Here is a 4,066-nt window from a genome sequence, read left to right as displayed (position 1 = left end):
GCCGCTGGCGACCACGTCCCTGTCTGTCGGCTCTACCCGAAAGGAGCGCCATGAAGCTGTCAATCTATTTCTTCTCGACTGATGACAGTATTCCCGGCGAGGAGCGCTACGAGTTCCTCTTCACTGTAGCCGAGCACGCGGACCGTGCTGGCTACCACGCGTTGTGGACTCCGGAACGGCACTTCCAGGAGTTCGGAAGCAGCTATCCGAACCCTGCTGTTCTTAGTGCCGCCCTGAGCCGGGTGACCCGCCGTATAGCGCTGCGGGCGGGGTGCGTCGTCCTGCCGCACCACCACCCCGCGCGCCTGGTTGAGGACTGGTCCCTGGTCGACCAGCTCTCCGGCGGCCGAGCTGGCGTGTGCCTGGCCACCGGGTGGCACAAGGGAGACTTCGTCTTCTATCCTGAGCACTACCAGGACCGTAGGCAGTATACCTTCGACCAGGTCAGGACGTTGCGCGATCTGTGGAGAGGGGAGAGCGTCACCTTCCCAGGCCCGCAGGGCGAGACTCTGACGGTGCGGACGTTCCCGCGCCCGCTCCAGCGGGAGATGCCGCTGTGGGTGGTCCACAGCACCAACCCAGATACGTGGGTCACGGCTGGGACTCTCGGTCTCAACGTTCTCACGCTGCTCGACGGCTGGGACCGCCTCGAGCAGAACATCCAGGCTTATCGGGCTGCCCGGGAGGAGTCCGGTCATGATCCGCAGGCAGGTGTAGTCACGGTCGGTCTCCACACCTTCGTCGGCCTGGATGACGAGGCGGTTCGCGCGCTGGTCCGGGAACCGCTCACCGGATACCTGTCCTCCTTCCTCAGGCAACGGGATGGAGACGCCGCTGTGCACGGTGAGTCGAAGCTGCTCAGCGAGGAGGAGCAGCAGTTGCTCGTAGACAGCGCCTTCGAGGACATGGTCGAGAACCGGGCGCTGCTGGGTACCCCGCAACGGTGCGTCGCGATGATCGAGAGGGCGGGGTCGATCGGCGTGAACGAGGTAGCCTGCCTCCTCGACTTCGGCCTGCCGTTCACCACGGTGCTTGAGGGCCTTCCACTGCTGGACGAGGTCCTTGCTGAGGTCAGCGACACTGATGACACGCCCGGCTTCATACAGCAAGGCCTTGCGGCGGGTGCGATGGGGTACTACGCGACGCGGAGGCGATAGCAGGCCTAGAGCTGTCAGGACGCCTCACCAGGGAGTCGTGCGGGCAACGATCGCGTTGACGACCGCCTCGGTGACCTGCAGGGCGCGGGTCTGGGCGTAGAAGTGCCCGCCATCAGGAAAGACTTTTATCGTCGTGCTGCCACTGGTCAGTTCGCTCCAGGCGTGCAGCCCGTCGGTGGTGGTGGTCGGGTCGTCCTGTGCTCCCAGGACGAGCAGCTCCGTCCCTGCAGGGAGTATGTGGCCGGACTGGTAGTACCGCGCAAGGATCGACATGTCGCCCCGCAACGACGGAAGAAAGATGTCACGCAGCTCGGGGTTGTCCAGGAGAGCCTCTGGAATCCCCCCGTACCGCTCGTGCATGGCGATGAGAAAGGCCTCGTCGTCAAGCGCGTGGATCTCGGTGGGTCTACTGGCGTGGTGGGGCGCGGTGCGGCCCGAGACGACGAGGATCTCGGGCCGCACCGCGCCGTTGTGGGTTCCCAGCCAGCAGGCCAGCTCGTAGCCAATGAGCGCGCCCAGGCTGTGGCCGAAGAGGACGAACGGCTCCTGCACGCGGGCGGACACGGCTGGTCCCAGGTGCTCGACCACCTCATCTACGGACGTCAGCAGAGGTTCGCTGATCCTGGATTCGCGTCCGGGCAGAGTGACTCCAACAAGCCTGACCCACGGGGGGAGCAGCGGGGCCCAGCGTGCGTAGACCGAGGCTCCCGCACCGGCGTGGGGCAGGCACACAAGGGTGACCGCCCCCGCCTGGTCGGTGACACCGTGCCACCCTGTGAACCAGACGTCGTCGACCTGGTCTGCTGGCCGCATGCCGACGTGGACTCCAGAAGGGCTGCCCTTGGTGGTCAGCCGTGGAGGTCTCGGCGGGAGAACAACAGGTACCCGATGACGAAGAGGACGGTTGAGACTCCGCAGAGCAGCGCAATACCACCCCAGCCGTTTCCGGTGGCCAGCGGCTCAGAGCCAAACGCCCAGTGGTAGGGCGACAAACGTGACAGCCAGTCCAGAGAGGTGCTGGACCTGCCGACCGCGTCGAAGGCGTAGGCGGCTGCGGTGACGGTTGCACCTGCGGCAATGGCCCAGCTCTGCCGACCAGTCGCGGCCCCCACAGCCAGAGCGGTGGTTCCGCACAGGAGAGCGAGAGCACCCCACGCAAGTGTGGCGGTGACGGTGTTGCCCAGCGACAGGGAGAGCTCTGCGGGGCCGTTGAGCGCCAGGATGCCCACAAGAGTCACACCGCACAAGACCAGGACGCGGGCTACCAGTGTGCCCAGGCTCTCCAAGGCGTACTGGCCTCGCTCCACAGCGTGGGACAGGGTCAGTTCCAGTCGTCCGGACTCCTCCGACCCGGCAATGAAATGTGAGCCCCAGATGATGCAGGCCATGGCGGAAAGCAGGAAGCCGAGCAGGCCGAAGTAGGTTGCCTGGGCGTACCCAGCACCTGTCGCAATGCTGTCCAGTCCCATGGTCTCCGACATCCCCTGAGGCAGGGAGTCGATCATGTCACTGACCTCAGGCGTCTGAAGGCTGGGGAAGACAGGCAGATAGAGGACGATTACCACAAAGAGGCCGATGGACCACCCGATCAGCCCACGGGTACCGCTGCGCAGCTGCCAGCGCAGGATCGGGAATACGGTGGAGCGGTTGTCGGCGGCTCGTGCAGTCGAGGTTGTCATGAGGAGGTCCTCGTGCTTTCGTATAGTTCCAGGACGGACTCCTCGAGGTCTGGCTCCTCGAGGGCGAAGTCGCGAATCGTGTGGTGGGAGAGGATCTTGATCAGGGAGTCCGGGTCGCCGCGCAGCAGGCCAGAGGCCTGGACCGTGGAGTTGCCGATGTCACGGACCTCCAGCGCGGTCAGCCCGGGATGCTTCTCCAGCTGGGAACGAAGGAGCTGGGCGTCGGTACCGGTCACCACCGTACGGAGGTGCGAGGTGCCAGTGATGCGGAGCGAGGCGATGTCTCCCTCTGCCACGATCGTGCCGTGCGCCAGCACCGCTGCTGCGTCCGCGGTGTGCTGGATCTCGCTGAGGATGTGGGAGCTGAGGAGCACGGTCTGGCCGCTGTCTCGTGCTTCACGGATGAGGGAGAGGAACTCGCGCTGCATCAAGGGGTCAAGGCCGCTGGTGGGCTCATCAAGGATCAACAGCTCGGGCTGGTGCATGAAGGCCTGGACCAGCCCGAGCTTCTGGCGGTTCCCCTTCGACAAGGTGCGTACGGGCCTGCTGAGGTCAAGATCCAGGCGCTCGGCAAGCGACTCGACCGTGCCGGCTGCGACAGGACCGCTGATGGTCTTGAAGTGGTCCAGCACCGACTTCCCGCTGCTCCGCTCCGTTAGCCTGACCTCTCCTGGGAGATAGCCGATGCGGCGGCGCAGCTCGGGCTTGGCCTTCTGTGGGGCCTGGCCGAGGACGGTGACTGTTCCGTCGCTAGGGCGGACGATGTCAACAAGCATGCGCAGCGTCGTGGACTTACCGGCACCGTTGGGGCCGATCAGGCCGTAGATGACTCCGCGCTCCACGGTGAGGTCTATGCCGCGGACGGCGTGGACCTTGCTGAAGCGCTTGTGCAGCCTTCGTGCTTTGATCATCGTTTCCATGGGACTCTCCTCCGGGTCTGAGCTATAGTGGTGTCCCAGCAGTTACAATATCAAGTTGTAGAGCCGTGGTAAAGAGGGGGCGAGCCGGAGGACGGTCAGAGTTCTTGTTCTGCTGGAGCCAAAACAGCGCCGGTGCACCGGGACGCGGTATTCCCGCTAACGGGGCTGCGGGCCGCCGTGTCGTTCAGGCGAGGGAGGCCTCGTGCGCCTCCGGGGCGCCTGTCCCGGAGAGACCCTCGCCCGGTCGCTACCGAGCGGTGTGAGGTCGGGCTGCACGGCGTCCGGCTCGACGTGCTTTACCGGGGACCCG

4 protein-coding genes are annotated in these 4,066 nt (G+C 65.4%); 1 reads left to right on the top strand and 3 read right to left on the bottom strand.

What is annotated here, in order from left to right; genetic code table 11:
- The first annotated feature begins 50 nt into the window (after positions 1-50).
- Complete coding sequence (locus D4740_RS09690) at positions 51-1,157, top strand: MupA/Atu3671 family FMN-dependent luciferase-like monooxygenase (RefSeq protein ID WP_119836746.1); 1,107 nt, start codon at positions 51-53, stop codon at positions 1,155-1,157.
- A 24-nt stretch (positions 1,158-1,181) separates the two neighbouring features.
- Here D4740_RS09690 and D4740_RS09685 read toward each other — a convergent pair whose 3' ends face one another.
- From D4740_RS09685 to D4740_RS09675, 3 genes are read right to left on the bottom strand one after another with little or no spacing between them, the layout of a single operon-like run.
- Positions 1,182-1,970 (bottom strand): thioesterase II family protein, encoded by a 789-nt coding sequence (locus D4740_RS09685; RefSeq protein WP_119836745.1) that lies wholly within the window; start codon positions 1,968-1,970, stop codon positions 1,182-1,184.
- 35 nt (positions 1,971-2,005) lie between these two features.
- The gene (locus tag D4740_RS09680; RefSeq protein WP_119836744.1) at positions 2,006-2,836 is read right to left on the bottom strand and encodes an ABC transporter permease subunit; all 831 of its coding nucleotides are present in this window, start codon (positions 2,834-2,836) and stop codon (positions 2,006-2,008) included.
- The gene (locus tag D4740_RS09675; RefSeq protein ID WP_119836743.1) at positions 2,833-3,756 is read right to left on the bottom strand and encodes an ABC transporter ATP-binding protein; all 924 of its coding nucleotides are present in this window, start codon (positions 3,754-3,756) and stop codon (positions 2,833-2,835) included. Before D4740_RS09675 ends, D4740_RS09680 begins: the two co-directional genes overlap by 4 nt.
- Positions 3,757-4,066: the final 310 nt, after the last annotated feature.

It is taken from the genome of Actinomyces sp. 2119 (assembly GCF_003591215.1).
GTDB lineage: Bacteria > Actinomycetota > Actinomycetes > Actinomycetales > Actinomycetaceae > Actinomyces > Actinomyces lilanjuaniae.
Note: the sequence above shows the minus strand (reverse complement) of the source record. Positions and strands in the feature narration are given on the sequence as shown.

Bases quoted from the DNA above. Each gene is read 5' to 3' on its own strand.
- D4740_RS09675 (WP_119836743.1), bottom strand. From the start codon at position 3,756: ATGGAAACGATGATCAAAGCACGAAGGCTGCACAAGCGCTTCAGCAAG.
- D4740_RS09685 (WP_119836745.1), bottom strand. From the start codon at position 1,970: ATGCGGCCAGCAGACCAGGTCGACGACGTCTGGTTCACAGGGTGGCAC.
- D4740_RS09680 (WP_119836744.1), bottom strand. From the start codon at position 2,836: ATGACAACCTCGACTGCACGAGCCGCCGACAACCGCTCCACCGTATTC.
- D4740_RS09690 (WP_119836746.1), top strand. From the start codon at position 51: ATGAAGCTGTCAATCTATTTCTTCTCGACTGATGACAGTATTCCCGGC.